Raw genomic sequence first — 18,817 nt, 5'->3', positions numbered from 1 at the left:
TCAAATGCTTTGAAAACGCCTCAATTTGCCGGTGACCATACCGCGAGGGTCACACCCGTTCCCATCCCGAACACGGAAGTTAAGCCTCGCTGGGCCGATGGTACTGCACGGGTAACTGTGTGGGAGATTAGGTGATCGCCGGCATAAGTCTTAAAGAAAGCCCGCTCTTCGGAGCGGGCTTTTGTTTTTGTCTCTGCGTCTCGAAGGGCTTACCATCTCGAAGGGCTTACTTTCTTAATCTCAAACACGGAATGTCCGGTCTGCCTGAAAGTTCAGGTCAGCTGCCGATGCAGCAGCGATAACACCAATCCCTTACATTGGTATTCGAGTTCTGGATCGTAGCGGTAACCCTCATCGCGCATAAACGCGTGCGCACCGTTCACTTCGAACCATTGGTAGTTTGCACTCGCCTCATCCAGCCTCGCCTTGATCTTCATGCGCCCGTCGAGTGGGACATGAGGATCCTGGCGTCCCCAGATGTGTAACAGCTCACCCTTGATTTCTTCTGCGCGTTTCAAAGAATCGTCGTTCTTGCCCTTGCCCAGCGTTCCGCAATGAATATCTGTCGCGTAGAAACACGCGGCTGCGCGAATCTCCGGGTTCATCGCTGCCCGAAAAGCCAGATGGCCGCCGAGGCAGATGCCAATCGCGCCGAGCCGTCCATTGCATTGCTTCATCGTGGGCAGATATTCGATCAACGCACGAGCATCCGCGTCGTACGAGGCTAGCTCTTTCGCATATTTGTCATCATTGCCCTTGTCGGCGCCAGCCTGGTCGTAAGCCAGCACTGTCCCAGCTGGCTCAAGCTCGTGATAGACCTCGGGCACGGCAACCACGTATCCATGCCCGGCAATAAACGACGCGAATCGGCGGATCGGTCCGGTAAGCTGAAAAATTTCAGAGTAGAGAATCACGCCGGGATAACGTCCCTCAGCCGCGGGGTGAAAGAAGTACGTGCGCATGGGTCCGGTGGCTGTAGGAATATCAACGACGAGATCGTCTTTAAGAACCATTGCTCACACTTTCTTCAGCGCTCGATGCCCGATATCGCGCCGATAGTACATGCCGTCAAAGCGAATTTTGCCGATGCCTTCATATGCCAGCCTGAGCGCGTCTTCGAGCGTATTCGACGCAGCCGTCACCGCCAGCACGCGCCCGCCGTTCGTCAGGTATTGACCGTCAAGCAGCGACGTACCAGCGTGAAAAACCTCAACGCCAGAAATCTTCGCGGCTTCCTCCAGCCCTGTGATGGGCTGTCCTGTCGTGTAACTTCCCGGATACCCTTGCGAAGCCGCCACCACGCAGGCTGAAGCTCCTTTGCGCCAGCGGAACTCCGTCTCGCTCAAGCGCCCGGCAACGCAAGCCTCCAGCCCATCCAGCAAATCTGACTCGAGCCGCACCAGGATCGCCTGTGTCTCCGGATCGCCGAAGCGCGTGTTGTACTCAAGCACCATTGGACCGCGAGCCGTCATCATCAGCCCGCAATAGAGGATGCCGACAAATGGTGTGTCCTCGGTCGCCATGCCATCGATCGTGGGCTGCACAATGTGGTGCATGATCCACTCACTCATCTGCGGATCGAGGATGGAATCAGTAGAGTAGACACCCATGCCGCCCGTATTCGGGCCTGTATCGCCTTCGCCAATGCGTTTATGATCCTGCGCGGGCACCAGTGGCGCGCCATGCTTGCCGTCGCTCAGAACGAGAAACGAGACTTCCTCGCCCTCGAGAAATTCCTCTATGACGACGCTTGTCTCCACTGTTCCAAGCAGCTTGCCGCTGAACAATCCGGCAATGCCATCCTGCGCTTCTTTCTTTGTATTGCAGATCAGCACGCCTTTGCCTGCGGCCAACCCATCGGCCTTAATTACTACCGGCAGATGAAAAAGATCGAGCGAGCTCAGAGCCTCTTCCGCCGTGGTGCACACCGCATAATTCGCTGTCGGAATCTGATGCCGCTGCATGAACCGCTTCGCAAATGACTTGCTCGTCTCAAGCATCGCTGCCGCGCGCGTGGGACCGAAGACGGCAAGGCTTCTCCGCTGCATCTCGTCGACCAGCCCCAGCGCCAGCGGCACTTCCGGCCCAATCACAGTTAAGTCCGGATTCTCTGCTACCACGACGCGCAGAATATCGTTTACGTCTTTCTGATTGGCGTTGACCAGCCGCGCCACCTGCGCCATGCCGCCATTTCCCGGCGCGCAAACTACTTCAGTCACACGCGATGATTTTCGAATTGCCCATGCCAGGGCGTGCTCGCGGCCGCCTGAGCCAATTACTAGAACTTTCATGCCTGCCAAATCTCTCCCTGTTTTCTTAACAAAGGCTATCGCACAGCAGGAAACTCGCCAAGTTCAGCACCAAACGGCCAGCGTCAGGACATCGGTGGTATGCTTCCTCCCACTTGCTGTACCTCTAAAGGAGAGCTACCCTATGCGCTCGAATCTCGGTTTAGCGCAGTCCCGAACCATCGCATTCACTACCCTGCTGGCCATCGGCCTTATGGGTTCAACCACCATCCTGGCGCAATCGTCATCCAACTCGCCCAGCGTGGGCTCGTCCCTCGTGGCAACCGCCGACCCGCCGGTCGCGCGCCCACATACAAAGCACTGCGAAGTTACGCTTCTTACCAATCAAGCTTTTGACGACTTCAACAATAAAGACTTCAGCTTTACTCCGCCAGCCGGTTGCCCCGGCCCATGGTCCAAAGTCATTTTCACCGGAGATTTCTCCATCCAGCCCGGCGTACAGTACGACCGCACGGGGCAAATCTTCTTTGGGGGCGTGAACATCTACTTCGGCACCACTGCCGAGCCGCTGCAATCGCAGACCGATACGTGGCATGTCGAGCGCGATCTCACCGATTACAGCTCGCTCTTCGAAACGGCGCAGACCGGCTACGCGAGCCTGGGAAACATTGTCGGTTGCTGTGGCCTGAACTCGATCATCTTCGGCACATTCAAGCTTGAGTTCTATCAGTCAGACTTCACGAATCCAGCTCCGCGCACCGCCGATGCAGTTCTGCCTGTAGAGGACAGCGGGAATCCCTCTTTCCAGATCACATCTTCCACGCCGGAAGTGGTGCAGAGCTTCACGCTGCCGCAGAATACCGAGTCCGCCTATCTCGACGTGATCGCGCAGAGTCAGAACGCGGAAGAACAGTGGTTTTTCTGTGTTCCGAATGACATTGCAGGGCCGCTTTTCGACTGCGGAAACACCGCCTTCCGCGAAGTCCGGATCAGCATTGACGGAAAACCTGCAGGCGCGGCTCCCGTTTATCCGTGGATTTATACCGGCGGTCTCGATCCCGGTCTCTGGATACCGATCCCCGGCGTGCAGACATTGAATCTGCTGCCCTACCGTGTCGATCTCACACCATTCGCCGGTACTTTGAATGATGGCCAGCAGCATACGGTTGGCGTGAGTGTCTTCAATGCCTACAGTTACTTCACCGTCACCGCGCAGCTGCTCCTCTACGAAGACCATGGCCGCAAGCAGGTCACAGGTGCGCTCACCGAAGATACGCTTGCGCCGCCGAATCCGTCTGTAACCAACACGGTTACGCTTGATGCGAATGGTCTCGGATCGGGCGTCGTAACTGTAACCAATACCGATAATTTCACCATCGCCGGATATGTAAATACCTCGCATGGTCGTGTGAATACGAAGGTAGAGCAGCAGCTTAATTTCAAGAGCGTCGCGAATATCACGAATTCCGCGTCGGCCTACATTCAGAACAACGTAAACACTTCGACGACGCACGCCAAAACAACAACGTCGGAAGGTCCGCTCTTCACTACTAAAGAGACGGACTTCTCCTATCCCATCACCGTGAACTACAACCAGCAATTGCAGGGGAATGGTGACATCACCATTCAGACCAGCGTCGATCAAAAATATCAACGCGATGAAACCGACACGCTCGAAGGCTTCCCGGTCTTTCACAGCAGCACTTCGAATGAAGTGACGCCAACGGACACGGCTCTGCTCGTACCCACTCCCACTGGCTACGGACTGAGTCAAAATTCCAACCAGAGCAGCAAGCAGAGCTACGTGTATCAGGATTCACTCGGCGCCTGCTACAGCCGCACGCTCACCGCTGCCAGCAACGTTCTGACTGGCGTCGAAGACGGAGCAGCATGCCATCAGCACGGCTTTCACTGGTAAATAAAAAGGACAAGGCCCGGTCTTCACGCCGGGCTTTTCTTTATTTCGTTGTCCCTGAAGTCGCTATCGGTTGAGAAGCAGGCTGTGGCTGCGCTGGCGGATCATACAAGCCCGCATGCACTGCCTTCAACAAAAGCCCGTCGCTCGAATCCTCGCCAAGCTCCCACACCATTACTCCGCCCAGATGATGCTGCTGCGCATAGGCGCTCTTAAAGCGTGCCGATACCGGATCTTCATAAGTCCAGAACGTGTTGCCATCGTACAGCCATGGAGCCTGTGCGGTCGCATCGCGATACACGGTGGAAGCTCCTACGATTGTCTGGATGTAGCGGTACGGCCGATCCTCATGTACGGATTCTCCCGGCTGGAATAACCCATGGTTCTCCGCGCCGACCGACTTCCACGAATAGCCATAAAACGGAACGCCGAGCAGCAGCTTGTCCGCCGGAACGCCTGCATCTTCATATTCGCGGACAGTTCCATCGGCATTGCCGCCGTGGTCGCTGTAGAGCGGCGCGTGGAATCCTGTCTGGCTGCGCCATGGGCCGCTGTAGTCATAATTCATCAACCCGACCAGATCGACCACCTTGGCGACTGCGGCGAAATCGACGCCGTGATACATGCGTGGACTCGGTCCCGCCGCGATGGTCAGCTTCAATCCCGGGCGGTCTGCGTCGAGCTGTCTGCGAAATTCCTGCAATAGTGCCAGGTAATTCACCACGTCTTCCGGGTGCGGATACTCCCAGTCCAGATCGAATCCGTCGAAAAGATTTGCCGCGTCTGTGCCGTGGGCTAGGTGTCCGTGCACAAACATATCGATGCAGGAGGCAACAAAGGCCACGCGATTCTGGGGCTGCGCGGCTTCCGCAAACGCGGATGCTTTGCCTTCGAGCGAGATCAGAATTTTCATCTGCGGATAAAGCCGCTTCAGCTCCTGCAACTGGTGGAAGCTGCCGTGCAGTGTGGATAGGGGATTGTCCGTCGAGCCGTCAACACTGTCGGCAGCGGTGTAAGTCCGATTCAGATCAGCATTCGGGTCAGCAACCGCGCAGCGCCGATCCACGATAAAGCCCTGCGCATAATTCAGCTGATCGAGCAGTTGCGCGGAGCCACTCGATATGAGGTCTTTTACGAAATACGGCGGGTCGTTATAGATCCCCCACTGCGGAAAATAACCCACCAGAAGCGGGCGCTGAGCTTTTTCCGCCGCCCTCGATGGTTGCAGGCAGGGAAACAGGAACAGCAGCAGGAGAAGCGAAGAAAAGGAAAATCGGCGCATCATTGCAGTTGTTTCCCTTCAAAAGAAGTATGCGTACCGAAAGTTGAATTCTCTGCAGTACCTCCCGCAAAGATGCTTATCCAAGAGACGCTTTTCCTCTATCGGCGGTTGCAGAAGTTCAGTGTCGCCCGAATCCCATTTCATTCCGGTAAAAATGCCGGTAAGCCTGCAACCGTCGCGCTAAAATAACTTCAGGACCATGAACAGCCTCGTCCCACCCCGCCTCAAGCGCTTTCGTTACGGCCATCCGGACCGTGGACGAATCCTCTGCATCTGATTAAGCTTTTCTGTTGATTACTTCCGCGCCTTTATTCGCAGTCTGCGCGGATGAGAAGACCCGTGCCACCCAGATCGCCTCAGCACAAAAGGAAGGATCCAATGAGTCAACTTGGAAACAGTTTTGGCAGCCAGTCCCAATTGAAGACCGGCAATCGCACCTACGAAATTTTCCGCCTCAACGTACTGGAACAGAAGGGCATCAACCTCACCCGCCTGCCCTTCAGCCTGCGCATACTGCTTGAAAACCTCCTGCGCCAGGAAGACGGCAAGAGCGTCACCGCCGACGATATCGAATTCCTCGGCAAGTGGGACCCCAAGGCCGAGCCTTCGCGCGAAATCGCCTACATGCCTGCGCGCGTCCTCATGCAGGACTTCACCGGCGTTCCGGCCATCGTTGACCTCGCTGCGATGCGCGACGCCATGAAGCAGCTCGGCGGCAATCCCGAGAAGATCAATCCGCTACAGCCTGCCGAGCTGGTCATCGACCACTCCGTGCAGGTGGATGAGTACGGCACCGACAATTCCTACTCGCTCAACGCGATGCTTGAGTTCCAGCGCAACCGTGAGCGCTACGCATTTCTGAAGTGGGGGCAGTCGGCCTTCCGTAACTTCTCCGCTGTGCCACCGGGCATGGGCATCTGCCATCAGGTGAATCTTGAATACCTCGCCCGCGTCGTCTTCACGACAGACGGCGAAACTCCGCGCGCCTATCCTGACACGCTGGTTGGCACCGACTCGCACACGACCATGATCAACGGCCTCGGCGTTCTCGGATGGGGCGTCGGCGGTATTGAAGCCGAAGCCGCCATGCTCGGCCAGCCTGTCTCGATGCTGGTGCCGCAGGTTGTCGGCTTCAAACTCACCGGCAAGCTGCGCGAAGGCGCAACCGCCACCGATCTCGTGCTCACCGTTACCGAGATGCTGCGCAAGCTCGGCGTCGTCGGCAAATTTGTCGAGTTCTACGGCTCCGGCATCAGCGAGCTTTCGCTTGCCGACCGCGCCACCATCGCCAACATGGCCCCGGAATACGGCGCAACCTGCGGCATCTTCCCGGTTGACGCGGAAACCCTGCGTTATCTGCGGCTCACCGGCCGCAGCGAGGAGCAGATCCAGCTCGTCGAGGCCTACTACAAGGAGCAGGGCCTCTTCCACACCGCAGATTCGCCGGAAGCCGAATACTCGCAGACCATCTCGCTCGATCTCGCCACCGTCGAGCCCAGCGTTGCTGGACCGAAGCGCCCGCAGGACCGCGTGCTGCTCAAGGAAGCGGGAGCCAGCTTCAAGAAGCAGCTTCCCAACCTGCTCGGCCCCAACGCCAACAAGAACGGCGTGCGCCAGGTGGTTCGCTGGGAAGGCGAGGGCGGCCATCCCGCCGAAACTCCGGAATCTACGCACGGAGTGCACGAATCCGGCCCGACTTCCTCGATAAAAGAGCGCTTCGGCGTCGATGTCGATAAGTATCTCGACAATGGCTCCATCGTCATCGCCGCGATTACCAGCTGCACCAATACGTCGAACCCTTCGGTGATGGTAGCCGCGGGAATTCTGGCAAAAAAGGCCGTCGAAAAGGGTCTCGCCGTCCCACCGTGGGTTAAGACATCGCTTGCCCCCGGCTCGCGCGTCGTTACCGACTACTACGAAAAGGCTGGCCTGCTGCAATATCTCGACAAGCTGCGCTTCAACGTTGTCGGCTACGGCTGCACGACCTGCATCGGGAACTCTGGTCCGCTGCCGACCGATGTCTCGAAGTCGATTGAGGACCACGGCCTCGTGGCCGTCTCCGTACTCAGCGGCAATCGCAACTTTGAAGGCCGCATCAACTCCGACGTGCGCGCTAACTACCTCATGTCGCCGCCGCTCGTCGTCGCCTACGCCCTCGCAGGCCGCATCGATCACGACCTCACCAACGATCCTATCGGCAAGGGCAAAGATGGTCAGCCTGTCTATCTGAAAGACATCTGGCCGACGCAGAAGGAAGTCTCCGACGTCGTTGCTTCTTCCATCGATTCCGAGATTTTCCGGAAGGAATATGCGACCGTCTCCGACGGCGACAGCAACTGGCAGGGACTCAAGTTTCCCACCGGTGATGTCTACCAGTGGGAGGGCGATTCGACCTACATCCGCAAGGCTCCGTATTTCGACGGCATGCCCGCAAAGCCTGCGCCGGTGGAGGATATTCACGGCGCCCGCGTTCTCGCCGTCCTTGGCGACAGCGTGACCACCGATCACATTTCTCCCGCTGGCTCCATCAAGCAGAACGGCCCGGCCGGAAAATACCTGACGGAGAACGGCGTCAAGCCAGCCGATTTCAACTCCTACGGCTCACGCCGCGGCAACCATGAAGTCATGGTGCGCGGAACCTTCGCCAACGTGCGCCTGCGCAACAAGCTCGCGCCTGGAACCGAAGGCGGTGTTACTCGCCTGCTGCCCGAGGGCGAGCAGATGAGCATCTTCGACGCCAGCGTGAAGTATGCCGAGCGCAAAACGCCGCTCGTCATTCTCGCCGGAAAAGAATACGGCTCCGGCTCCTCGCGCGACTGGGCGGCAAAAGGCCCGCGTCTGCTGGGAGTGCGCGCCGTCATCGCGGAAAGCTACGAGCGCATCCATCGTTCTAACCTGGTTGGAATGGGCATTCTGCCGCTGCAATTTGCAGAGGGCCAGAACGTCGAAAGCCTTGGCCTGACCGGCGAAGAAGTCTTCGACTTTCCCGGCCTCAAGTCGCTGCTCGACGCAAAATTCGCCAACGGAAAGACTCTGAAGGTGAAAGCTACTACTCCCGACGGCAAGACAAAGGAGTTCGAGACCAAAGTCCGCATCGACACGCCGCAGGAAATCCTCTACTACGAAAACGGAGGCATCCTGCAATACGTCCTGCGCCAACTGGCCGCGAAGAACTAAGTCGCGGTTGTCAAACTGCCGTCATTCTTAGCGAAGCGAAGAATCTCCAAAGCAGGCTGGATGAAGAAAAGCCCCGGTTCAAACCGGGGCTTTTCTTTTCATCAGATTGTCATCCAGAGACTGACGAAGAGAAGCGGAAGGATCCTGCTTTTCACTTCGTGCGGCTCAAATCTCTTATGAGGAACTAAATCCCCATCCCATACTCAGCTGACTGCATCTCGTCCCCGGCATGCGAGTACAAATCATAGGGAGTGCGGCGGTTGAACTTATACCGAAGCCGCAGCTCTCGGCCCACATATATCCCCAGCGCAACAACACCGAGCGCTACCGAACTCCAGCCGATCGCCTTCAGCGCAACGGCGGCATCTTCCCTTTTCCTTAGACCCGGCAGAACAATCACGACAGCCTTCTTTCCCGACTGAAAAATCTTGCGCTTTAAGAGCGGCTTCATGCCGACATGATAGCGCAAATCAGCCGCGTTTTGCCCGCTATGGTCCACATCGGGTGACCATGCGCATATCTTTAGACGCACCTTTCAATCTGATGCAACCAATGAACTTTTTGTTCCGGTGAAAGAAAACTTGCCTCGATCGAATTCGCCGCCAGCTCCCGCAGGTGTTCCTGGGTGAATTCGAAAGTCTTCTGCATCAGGCGGTACTCGCCTTCCAAGTCGCTGCCGAACATCGCTGGATCGTCGGAATTGATCGTCACCATGAATCCCGCGTCAAAATATCGCCGTACCGGATGCTCCTCCAGCTTCACGCAACAGCCCGTTTTCAGGTTGGAAGTCACACAGATTTCCAGCGGAACCTGCCGCTCGGCCAGCACATGTATCAACTCTTCGTCATGAATCGCTGTCAGCGCATGGCCCAGCCGCTCTGCGCCGATATTCAGTGCACCCCAGATGCTTTCCGGCCCCATCGCCTCTCCCGCGTGTGCCGTCAGCCGTAAACCGGCATCCCGCGCTTCGGCATATAGATCGCGAAACATCTCCGCCGGTCCCTTGCGCTCATCGCCACCAATCCCAATGCCGATGATGCTCGGATGCTCCTGCCGCATCTCCGCGGCTTTACGGAAGACCCGGGCTGCTGGCTCAACCCCGAAATGTCGTACCGCATCGAAAATCCAGAGCATCGTGGTGCCGAAATCGCGTTCCGCTCGCAGGCGTCCGCGCTCCATCCCGGCAAAAAGCGGCTCTATCTCCGATCGCCCCCAGAAATAAACCACCCCCACAGCCACATACACTTCGGCGTGCACCACGCCCTGCGCGGCCAGCTTCTCCAGCATCCTATAGGTGATGAGCTCGTAATCCTCCGCCGTGCGCAGCCGCTCGGTGACGGCCTTGAAAGCCATCAGGAAGCCATGAAAATCTATGTACTGATAAAGAGCCTCTGCCTGAGCCAGCGTCAGCGGTTCTGCATCTTGGCGGCAGCTCAGCTCAACCAGCGTTTCCGGCGAGACCGCGCCTTCCACATGCAGATGCAACTCGGCCTTGGGCAGGCGGCGGATAAATTCCTGAGAATTTCTACTCACATCTGAGATGTACAGCAAAAGGTTGGCTTTACGAAAGTCCCGCGCACCCGGCAAAGACATTTCTGCACCCGGATGCGGGATATCAGCAGTCTTCTATTCGAACTCCACGCCACTGAATGACCGGATTTCGCATCTTTCTCTATAAGGAGGCGAGTTTCATGGCGACTGCCCCAAAGAAAAAATGGGTAAAAACGGTAAAGACGGATTCCACCCATCCTCCGGAGGGACTCTTCAAGAAAAGCCCTGAGACAATTGCCCGGACACTGGCGTCAAAGAAGGTGTCTCCCAAAGGGCCGGGATCGGGAATGCGCATGCTGACTTACTTCATCAATCGTGCGGGCAAAGGATTAAGCGCAGCAGACCACGCCCGGCTTGCAAAGGCCAAGGAGCTGCTTTCCAGTCGCGTAGAGAGGGCACGCGAAAAGGAAAAGAAACGAGCCGCATAGAGTTTCACTCATGCGAAACGCAAAGCTCTCGCGAAGCACCATCGGGCAATGAGTTTCACTTTCTGATGGTATTGTTATTTCCGGCACAAACGTTGAACAAATACCAATCGCAAGGTTGAGGTGATCTATGGCTCCTCGTACAGTTCTTGAAAAAAGCGAACGCAGAGCGCCCGTAAATGCCACTCAAATCGGTCCCACATCGCCCGATCAGACACTGAGCGTCTCGGTGATCGTTCGCCGAAAAAACGCTTTGAAATTGAGCGACCTGAAAGGGCGCAGGCTCTCGCACGAAGAATTCAACGCGCAATATGCAGCCGATCCAGCTGACTTCGATCGCATCCGCGCCTTCGCGCAACAGCACGGGCTCAGTGTGAATGAAGAAGCGTCAAGCCTGCCGCGCCGCACCATCGTGTTGACGGGAAGCGCAGCAAATATGGAGAAGGCTTTCGGCGTGCAGCTCCAAAGCTACGAAGACACAAGCCGCAAGAAGCGCTTCCATGGGTTTGAAGGAAAAATTTCCCTTCCAGACGACCATGCCGAGCCGATTGAAGCAGTCCTTGGTCTCGATTCGCGTCCCATTGCCACTCCGCACTTTCGCAAGCGGAACGCTGCCGTCAGCCGGCAGGCTGCTGCCGCCTCATCGCCGCAGTCATTCAGCGCTGTGCAGGTCGCGCAGCTTTACAACTTCCCGACCAACGTCAATGGCAGCGGGCAGACGATCGGCATTCTCGAGTTGGGCGGGGGCTACGACGAAAGCGATCTCAATACCTATTTTCAGGGCCTCGGACTGAACACGCCGAGTGTCGTCGCGGTCAGCGTAGACGGTGGCACCAACTCTCCCGGCGATCCGAATGGCGCCGACGGAGAAGTGGAACTCGATATCCAGGTATCCGGAGCAGTAGCGAATGCGGCTAACATCGCCGTCTACTTCGCCCCGAACACCGATCAGGGCTTCATCGACGCGATCACCACCGCCGTGCACGATACAACGAACAAGCCTTCAGTGTTATCCATCAGCTGGGGCGGCCCTGAAACCAGCTGGTCGCAGTCTTCCGTCACGGCACTCGATAATGCCTGCCAGTCGGCGGCGGCTCTCGGCGTCACCATTACAGTTGCCTCCGGCGACAGCGGTTCGAGCGATGGCACAAACGGCACCACCGTCGACTTCCCCGCATCCAGTCCACACGTTCTTGCATGCGGAGGAACAGAGCTTTTCGCCAACGGCACGCAGATCTCACAGGAAGTCGTGTGGGACGATCAACCCGAAGGAGGAGGCGCAAGCGGCGGCGGATTCAGCACCAGCTTCGCCGTTCCCACATGGCAGACAAGCGCACTTCCATCTGGCAGCTCCGGTCGCGGCGTTCCCGACGTTTCCGCTGATGCCAGCCCTGAGAGCGGTTATAACGTTGTCGTCGATGGCCAGCAGGAAGTAGTTGGCGGTACCAGCGCTGTCGCTCCGCTTTACGCCGGGTTGATTGCACTCGTAAACCAGCAGCTTGCGCAGACAAGCAAGCCCACCGCTGGATTCGTCAATCCGCTCCTCTACCAGAATGCGAATGCGTTTAATGACATCACGCAGGGAAACAACGGTACGTATTCGGCGGGAACAGGCTGGGATGCCTGCACAGGGCTTGGCTCACCGAAAGGTGAAACGATTTTTACCGTACTCACCGGCGCGAATGGCGGCTCGGTTTACTAACAACGGCTACATCAATTGACGTAAAAAGCCCCGGAAATCCGGGGCTTTTCTATTGCAGTGCAGGCTTGCCTTTTTCGTTGAGCGCAATGCGGCCGAACGGCACATGATGATCGTGCGTAAAAAGCACGAGCCACTCTTCCGGAATCGCCCGCGCATAAAATCGTTTGCGCTCTTCGATACACGTCAGCGGATCGAGATCGTATCCCATCACCCATGTAGCGTCGAGGTGTGCGCTCGTAGGTATCAGGTCTGAGATATAACAGGCCCGCTTCCCGCCGGAATCCACATGCACAGCCATCAGCTGCGAAGTATGTCCGGGGAAAGCCTCGACAGAAATTCCCGGCACAATCTCCTGCGTCTCGCCGCGTTTGATATCGAGCAGCGTCATCTGCCCACTCTCTACCAGCGGATCGTAATTGTCGCTGATGTAGCTGACGGCGTCGCGCTCAAGTTGCAGATGCCCATGCTCCACTTCACCGCGATGCGCAAAATATCGAGCATTCGGAAAGGTAGGCACTACAGTGCCATCAGGCCTGCGAGTCGTATTCCATCCGCAGTGATCGAAATGCAGATGGGAGTTGATGACGATATCGACTTCTTCCGGCTCGATCCCCGCTGCGGCAAAAGCCAGAGGCAATTTTTCCTGCACTCCGTAGATTGACTTTAATTTGTCACTGAGCTTGTTACCAATTCCAGTCTCGATCGCAACCGTGTGCTTCCCGGTGCGAACGATGACCGTATTAAGCCCAAGTAGAATGCGGTTCTGCTCATCGGCAGGAGCGCGCTTCTCCCACAATGGTTTCGGTACAACGCCAAACATCGCGCCGCCATCGAGGAAGTAGAATCCGTCGCTTAAAACAGTCAGCTCGAAATCCCCTACTGTGGTGCGCCCGCGAATCAGATCATGAGAATCGGCACGCTCTGCCGGATGACTCACTGCGCGGCTCCCGTCGGCTTCAGGTAAGTTTCAAACTGCCAGACGATGCGCTCAAACAGATGCGTATGCGCTACCGGCCCGGCAATCGAATGCGTCTTGCGCGGATAAGGCTGGAAGTCGTAAGCGACCTTCGCGTCAATCAGCTTCTGAATGTATTGGATCGAATTGGCGAAGTGCACATTGTCGTCGCCTGTTCCATGCACCAGCAGCAGTCGGCCTTTCAAATTCTTCGCCGATTCCTGCACCGACGCATCCTTGTAGGCGTCCGCATTTTCCGCAGGCAGGCCAAGATAGCGCTCCGTATAGATCGAATCGTAATTCCGGAAATCAGTCACCGGAGCCACAGAAACGCCGGTGCGAAAACGGTCAGAATGTGAAAGCGCATTGAGCGTGAACGTGCCGCCCCAGCTCCAGCCCCACCAACCCAGCCGATTCTTATCAAGCTGCGGATACTTTTCCAAAACCTGATCAATCGCCGCCATCTGATCGCTCAACTGTACCGGCCCGAAGTTCCGATACGCAGCCTGTTCAAAATCGCGTCCGCGACCGCCCATGCCGCGATTGTCCACATGCAGCACCGCAAAGCCATGCTGCGTCAGCAGCATGTCGAAGTAGTAGCCAGCGCCGCCCCAGCTATCGCGCACCGTCTGAGCATGCGGTCCGCCATAAGGATTATTGATCAGCGGCACGCTCGCCGGTGACGTCGCTCCCGGAGGCAGAAGTAGCGACGCATAGATCGTCGTCTTACCATCCGCAGCCTTCAGCTCCAGCATCTCCGGCCTCACCATCTCGTAGCCTTCCGGCAGATGCCCATGCCATATCTGCTGGCATACAGTTCCCGCGTGACAGATATCCATCGCAGGTGGCGTCGCCTGATCGGAGTAGTGATCGAAATAAGTTGACGTGCCCTCAGCAAAATCCGGATCGTGCATCCCATCTGTCTTCGAGATGCGCCGCTTGCTGGTGCCGTCCAGGTTCACGGCCCACAGCAGCTGTTGTCTCGGATCGCTCTCGTTCGAAAGGTAATAAACGGTATGCCCCGGCACATCGATGGACTTGATGGAGCCAACCTCGTAGTCGCCATTCTCAAGCTGACCGACCGGCTGTGCCGGTCCATCCAAAGGATTCGCCGCGTTGTATTTGTAGTTGTAGATATGCGTATGTCCATCGCGCCAACTGGTAATGAGAAATTCACCCGGCGCGAAAAAGTTCACATCATAAGCCTCGTCAAAAAACTTATCGTCATTCTGCGCCAGCGCAAGTTTCACGTCGCCAGTGCGCGCATCGGCAAAGTACAGGTTCAGGTGCTTGTGATCACGCGTCAGTACTTCGACCCACACCATCCCCGGGCTGAGCCAGCCGAAGCGCGGAATATAATCCTGCCCCGGCTCCATTGGAACCTTCAGCCATGTTGTCTTGCTGCCGTTCGCACTCACCACGCCGACACGCACGCCGGGGTTGGCATCGCCTGGTTGCGGATAGCGTTGTTCATCCACACCCGCATGCGTCGGAATCCAATCCACAATCGGATACAGCGACACCGCTGCTTCATTCATCTGCAGGTAAGCGAGCTGCTTCGAATCAGGCGACCAGAAGTAGTTGCTGCGCACGTCCAGCTCTTCCAGGTAAACCCAGTCCACCTCGCCATTCAGCAGCGTAGGCTCATGCGTGTTGGTAACAGCAGCTGCCGCAGCTGATGGGTGGCCTACGTAGAGATTGTGATCGTGCAGGTAGGAAATATACTGGCCATTCGGTGAGAACTTTGGATCATCGCCGCTGCCTTGGCCCGTGTGGCCTACTTCAGTGCCCGTGCTGTTCTTCAGGTCATAAATCCAAAGCGTGCCGTTGGTGTCGAAGAGCAGGTGCTGTGAATCCGGAGCCCAGATGTAATCCGGCTCGCTATAACGTGCGCGGTGATCGCGGTCTTTTTCATTGAGCTGCGTGTTCATAATCGGCGCAAGCTTCTCGTGACTCAGCACCTTTTTCGATTTCGCCGTCGCGCTGCTGATCTCCATCAGGTCGCCATCGTCGCCGATATAGATCGCTCTGCTGCCGTTTGGAGCCCACGTCATCTCGCCCGGCGAATGGCCGGTCAATCCGCCCTTGCCGTAAATGTCCGCCACGGTCCATTGTTTTTGCGCGTAGGCATGGAGTGTGGAAACCAATACACACGTTGAGATACAAGCAAGCAAACGACGCACGTCGAACCCCCGAAAATGTAAGCTAACGCCGCTCGGGAAGATTTCACAGCGCGGCGAAACTTCATTCTAGTGCATCTCCCATCCGCGTCCGTTCAACGTTTTACCATGGAACAGAACAAGAAAAACGAACCGGGGAGTTTACATGCAGGAATGGACGCGCCGCGCCTTGCTTCAATCAGCGGCCAAATCAGCAGGTGCTGCAGCCATCGCAGCCGCCTTGCCTTCAGGTCTTCGAGCGGATACAGCCACATCGAAACGGCCCAGCCTATCCGACCGCCGCTTCCGCAGCACCGCCGTCGAAGCCTTCATAGAACAGACACAGAAGCGCATCGGCGACGCAGAAATCGCCTCCATGTTCGCCAACTGCTTCCCCAACACGCTCGACACGACCGTCGAGCCGGGACAGTTTGAAGGCAAGCCCGACACCGCAGTCATCACCGGCGACATCGCCGCCATGTGGCTGCGCGATTCCTCTGCGCAGATCTGGCCCTATCTTCCGCTCGCGGCAAAAGACGAATCGCTTCGCGCCCTCCTCGAAGGCGTCATCCGCCGTCAGTCTCGCTGCATCCTCATCGATCCCTACGCCAATGCCTTCATGGCCGATCTCAACGCGCCCGCGCTCAAATGGAGCCGCGAAGACAAGACCGACCTGAAGCAAGGCGTAGGCGAGCGCAAGTGGGAGCTGGATTCGCTCTGCTATCCCATCCGTCTTGCTTACGGATACTGGAAGCAGACCGGCGACACGCGCCCCTTTGACGCGCGCTGGCAGCAGGCCATGACACTCGCCGTCGATACCATGATCGTGCAGCAGCGCAAGCATGGCGCAGGCCCCTACCACTTTCAGCGTGATTCGTTCATCTCGACAGAAACGCTGCCCGCCGATGGATACGGCAATCCCGTCAATCCCGTTGGTCTCATCGCATCCGGCTTCAGACCATCCGACGACGCCTGCATCTTTCCTTTCCTCGTGCCCTCAAATCTTTTCGCGGTAACATCTCTACGCCACCTCGCAGAGATGGCGAACGCCATCCTTCACGACGCAGCTCTCGCCAACAAGGCAAGCGCTTTGGCTGCGGAAGTCGAGACGGCACTGCGCCAGCATGCCGTTGCGCAAACGTCAGAAGGAAGCATCTGGGCCTATGAAGTCGATGGCTTCGGCAGCCAGCTCTTGATGGACGACGCCAACGTGCCCAGCCTTCTCGGGCTTCCGTATCTAGCCAGCTCGCCCGATGCAGCTCTCTATGCCCGCACCAGAAAATTCATCTGGAGCGAGAAGAACCCCTGGTTCTTTCGCGGCACAGCAGGCGAGGGCATCGGAGGCCCGCACGAAGGCAAGGACATGATCTGGCCCATGGCGCAGATCATCTACGCGCTCACCAGCCAGTCCGATGCAGAAATCCGCAATGCTCTCGCTATGGTGAAAGTTTCCTCCGCCGGCAGCGGGTTCATCCACGAAAGCTACTTCAAAGACGATCCAAAGAAATTTACCCGCGAATGGTTCGCCTGGGCGAACACTCTCTTCGGCGAATGGATCGCCACGCTCGCCGCCAACAAGCCTCACTTGCTCCGGTAAGGTGCATGGCCAGTTTTGATTGCGACTCGATCGTCACATGAGATCAGTCTTGAGATTGCTGTGTCATCCTGACGACCAACGGGAGGAAGGATCTCCCACAAATCCGGCAGAGTCGAGATCCAAAACAATCTACAAAACGCCATCCCACAGCCGCAGATCTGCCTCCTGCGGCTGTTGCTCCACACGGCTCTGCGTGTCCAGAATCATTGTCGGACGAGTGTCGCTGCGATATTCCGGCCACGCAGGCAAGCCATCCGCTGCAGGCGTCTCTCCGCGAATGAAAGCGCACCACGCCGTAAACATCTGTGTCGCCATCGCAGCCTCGGCTGCAGCGTTCTCGGCTTCAGGATGCGGCTTATCCCACGCCAGCCAGACATCCAGTGAGTGATAAGACTCGCCCTTAAAACGCCCGTTGGTCTCGGAAAAATCCATCCTGTACATCCAGGCCTTCCCGCCGCCATGCACATGCGCATCCACTACGCGCATCGAAGGAATCCAGTATTCCTCCGCCGTCACGGCGCGAATGCGCAATTGTTCAACCGACATCTGCGGATAGATTTTCTTGTATTGCTCAAAAACTTCGTTAAATCGTGCCAGCGGCAGATTCCCAAGATTCGCAGGCGCCACTTCCTTCGCCGGATGTGGCCCAAGAAAGAACGCGCTCTCATCACGGTTGGTCCCAATCAGCAGGCGCTTCCCGCGCGTCGAGCCTTCGCCGATCGTCTTGACCGGCAGCTGCGGTATCAGCGTCGAATCCATTTCCGTGCGCAGAGGAAAATGCCGTGGCCACTCCTTCATAAATTTCTTCTGCGTCGCAATCAGTTCTGCGGCAGGGACGGCAAGCATGCTGGCAGCATTGTTTCCGGTTTGGGTTTGCCACAACTCACCAAATCCCTTTGCGACTGTTGCCGCATCCGGCTGCGGCCATATGCGCTCCGCGCCGCCGCTCTCAGAAATCATCTGGTGAAACAACGGCTGCGCCGACGGCACGCCCATAAGAATATCTGTCAGCTTCGCGCCGGCAGATTCGCCTCCAACCGTTACGCGAGCCGGATCGCCACCGAAGGCCTCGATGTTGTCCTTTACCCATGAGAGCGCCGCGATGAGGTCACGTACGGCGTTGTTCCCGCTCCCCGCGTATTCCGCACCCAGCAGCGGTTCCATATCCAGAAATCCAAACACGCCCAGCCTGTAGGCAACGGTGACGCAGACGATGCCTTCCCGCGCAAACTTTGCACCATCCTGCACGGTATCGAACGATGTTCCTGCGGTAAATCCGCCGCCGTGAATCCAAACATACACAGGAAATGGCCCCTTGCCCTCCGGAGCCCACACATTCAGATACAGACAGTCTTCGCTCTGTTGAAGCCGTGGACGCTTCGGCTGCATGGCTGCCGCGGCAAACCTGGTCGCATCGCGCTCACCCTTCCATGGACGCGCCTTCATCGTTGGCTTGAAACGAAGCGCCCCCACCGGCGGCTCGGCAAACGGCACCCCACGAAAGATGCGGACTCCATCGCTACTCTCGCCGCGCAGTGTTCCGCAAGGCGCTTGCAAAACTGCCGGAGTCGCCGCCGCGAACAGACCCCGGCCAGACCAACTGAGAGCCGCTAGTGACGAGTAAGTGAGAAATTCCCTGCGCGAAGTTTTTCCTGATTGCACCCTTCCTGCTTATCGCGAAGCCCGCAGAAACGCAAGCCCACCCTCAGCCTTCGGCGCAGAATGGGACACCCGGATGTTCTAAGTTTTTAATTCAGGATGAGTATCGCTACTTCGGGTAAGCGCTCTCTGCCGGGTGCCCCATT

At 57.3% G+C, this 18,817-nt stretch carries 13 protein-coding genes and 1 rRNA gene; 6 read left to right on the top strand and 8 right to left on the bottom strand.

Annotated features, from left to right (window positions below; all coding sequences use genetic code 11):
- Nucleotides 1-27: 27 nt before the first annotated feature.
- Nucleotides 28-144 (top strand): 5S ribosomal RNA (gene rrf / locus GSQ86_RS06270).
- Nucleotides 145-272: 128 nt separating this feature from the next.
- Here the strand turns inward: rrf and GSQ86_RS06265 are convergent.
- Both GSQ86_RS06265 and purD read right to left on the bottom strand, forming a co-directional pair.
- Nucleotides 273-1,013, bottom strand: a complete 741-nt coding sequence (locus GSQ86_RS06265) for a dienelactone hydrolase family protein (RefSeq protein ID WP_158749108.1) — start codon at nucleotides 1,011-1,013, stop codon at nucleotides 273-275.
- Between the two features lie 3 nt (nucleotides 1,014-1,016).
- Entirely contained in the window at nucleotides 1,017-2,291 is a 1,275-nt protein-coding gene (gene purD, locus GSQ86_RS06260; RefSeq protein WP_158749107.1) for a phosphoribosylamine--glycine ligase, read from the bottom strand.
- A 142-nt stretch (nucleotides 2,292-2,433) separates the two neighbouring features.
- Between purD and GSQ86_RS06255 the strand changes: the two genes are divergently transcribed.
- Entirely contained in the window at nucleotides 2,434-4,167 is a 1,734-nt protein-coding gene (locus GSQ86_RS06255; RefSeq protein ID WP_158749106.1) for a peptide-N4-asparagine amidase, read from the top strand.
- A gap of 40 nt (nucleotides 4,168-4,207) precedes the next feature.
- Here the strand turns inward: GSQ86_RS06255 and GSQ86_RS06250 are convergent, their stop codons facing one another.
- The gene (locus GSQ86_RS06250) at nucleotides 4,208-5,449 is read right to left on the bottom strand and encodes a glycoside hydrolase family 18 protein (RefSeq protein WP_158749105.1); all 1,242 of its coding nucleotides are present in this window, start codon (nucleotides 5,447-5,449) and stop codon (nucleotides 4,208-4,210) included.
- Between the two features lie 375 nt (nucleotides 5,450-5,824).
- Between GSQ86_RS06250 and acnA the strand changes: the two genes are divergently transcribed.
- Nucleotides 5,825-8,623, top strand: coding sequence for an aconitate hydratase AcnA (gene acnA, locus GSQ86_RS06245; RefSeq protein ID WP_158749104.1), 2,799 nt, complete (start codon nucleotides 5,825-5,827; stop codon nucleotides 8,621-8,623).
- A 184-nt stretch (nucleotides 8,624-8,807) separates the two neighbouring features.
- Here acnA and GSQ86_RS23330 read toward each other — a convergent pair whose 3' ends face one another.
- Both GSQ86_RS23330 and add read right to left on the bottom strand, forming a co-directional pair.
- A complete protein-coding gene (locus tag GSQ86_RS23330) occupies nucleotides 8,808-9,155 on the bottom strand; it encodes a hypothetical protein (protein WP_254062190.1) in 348 nt (115 codons plus the stop codon).
- A complete protein-coding gene (gene add / locus GSQ86_RS06235) occupies nucleotides 9,146-10,210 on the bottom strand; it encodes an adenosine deaminase (protein ID WP_371720300.1) in 1,065 nt (354 codons plus the stop codon). Before add ends, GSQ86_RS23330 begins: the two co-directional genes overlap by 10 nt.
- A 104-nt stretch (nucleotides 10,211-10,314) precedes the next feature.
- On the opposite strand from add, the gene GSQ86_RS06230 reads away from it, so the two are divergent.
- Both GSQ86_RS06230 and GSQ86_RS06225 read left to right on the top strand, forming a co-directional pair.
- Nucleotides 10,315-10,602 carry a DUF3175 domain-containing protein gene (locus tag GSQ86_RS06230; protein WP_254062189.1) on the top strand — a complete coding sequence of 96 codons (288 nt, stop codon included), beginning with the start codon at nucleotides 10,315-10,317 and terminating at the stop codon, nucleotides 10,600-10,602.
- A gap of 127 nt (nucleotides 10,603-10,729) precedes the next feature.
- Entirely contained in the window at nucleotides 10,730-12,301 is a 1,572-nt protein-coding gene (locus tag GSQ86_RS06225; protein ID WP_158749101.1) for a protease pro-enzyme activation domain-containing protein, read from the top strand.
- A gap of 49 nt (nucleotides 12,302-12,350) precedes the next feature.
- Here the strand turns inward: GSQ86_RS06225 and GSQ86_RS06220 are convergent, their stop codons facing one another.
- Together GSQ86_RS06220 and GSQ86_RS06215 are read right to left on the bottom strand one after the other, a co-directional pair.
- Complete coding sequence (locus GSQ86_RS06220; protein ID WP_158749100.1) at nucleotides 12,351-13,238, bottom strand: MBL fold metallo-hydrolase; 888 nt, start codon at nucleotides 13,236-13,238, stop codon at nucleotides 12,351-12,353.
- Nucleotides 13,235-15,439 carry a DPP IV N-terminal domain-containing protein gene (locus tag GSQ86_RS06215; RefSeq protein WP_158749099.1) on the bottom strand — a complete coding sequence of 735 codons (2,205 nt, stop codon included), beginning with the start codon at nucleotides 15,437-15,439 and terminating at the stop codon, nucleotides 13,235-13,237. Before GSQ86_RS06215 ends, GSQ86_RS06220 begins: the two co-directional genes overlap by 4 nt.
- 142 nt (nucleotides 15,440-15,581) lie before the next feature.
- Here GSQ86_RS06215 and GSQ86_RS06210 point away from each other — a divergent pair, with 142 nt between their 5' ends.
- Nucleotides 15,582-17,012: a glycoside hydrolase family 125 protein gene (locus GSQ86_RS06210; protein ID WP_158749098.1), complete on the top strand. Its 1,431-nt coding sequence runs from the start codon at nucleotides 15,582-15,584 to the stop codon at nucleotides 17,010-17,012.
- Nucleotides 17,013-17,141: 129 nt separating this feature from the next.
- Here the strand turns inward: GSQ86_RS06210 and GSQ86_RS06205 are convergent, their stop codons facing one another.
- On the bottom strand, nucleotides 17,142-18,674 hold the full coding sequence (locus GSQ86_RS06205) for a carboxylesterase/lipase family protein (protein WP_158749097.1): 1,533 nt from the start codon (nucleotides 18,672-18,674) through the stop codon (nucleotides 17,142-17,144).
- Nucleotides 18,675-18,817 lie beyond the last annotated feature (143 nt).

Source organism: Acidobacterium sp. S8 (assembly GCF_009765985.1).
GTDB lineage: Bacteria > Acidobacteriota > Terriglobia > Terriglobales > Acidobacteriaceae > Alloacidobacterium.
This window is presented reverse-complemented; position numbering and strand designations above follow the sequence as displayed.